Raw genomic sequence first — 436 nt, 5'->3', positions numbered from 1 at the left:
GCTTGGAAATAATAAATTAATGAGGATAAGTGCACCTTGTAAAATACCAGCTGCTGCCAAAATATACACAAATGGCGCAAACACAGCAGACATGGTCGCGATGACACGATTCAGCACCGTTCCCTTGTTTTCATTTACCTGGTCATCTTCAGACGGCGGCAGCTGAACAAGGCTGGAAAAATGCTCATAGACCTCACCAACATGCTGACCGATGACGACCTGAAATTGACCGCCGTTTTCCACCACGGTAATGACGCCAGGCATCGCATTGACTGCTTCCTTTGCTTTTGGATTCGAACGTTTCAAGACCAAACGCAGCCGCGTGGCGCATCTTGCGGCACTCACCACATTTTCTTCTCCGCCAACTGCCTCTAAGATGTCTTCTGCAAGCTTTTGATAATCCCTCACTTTTGACATATAAACCCCCCCTTTATCA

The 436-nt window shown here is 47.2% G+C and carries 1 protein-coding gene; it reads right to left on the bottom strand.

Annotated features, from left to right (window positions below):
* The coding region (locus GFC01_RS18285; protein ID WP_194175047.1) for a PTS transporter subunit EIIB at positions 1-417 on the bottom strand (417 nt) is incomplete at its 3' end.
* Positions 418-436: the final 19 nt, after the last annotated feature.

It is taken from the genome of Desulfofundulus thermobenzoicus (assembly GCF_009428905.1).
GTDB classification, from domain to species: Bacteria; Bacillota; Desulfotomaculia; order Desulfotomaculales; family Desulfovirgulaceae; genus Desulfofundulus_A; species Desulfofundulus_A thermobenzoicus.
The sequence above is the reverse complement of the archived record's forward strand: the minus strand, read 5'-3'. Positions and strand labels throughout refer to the sequence as shown.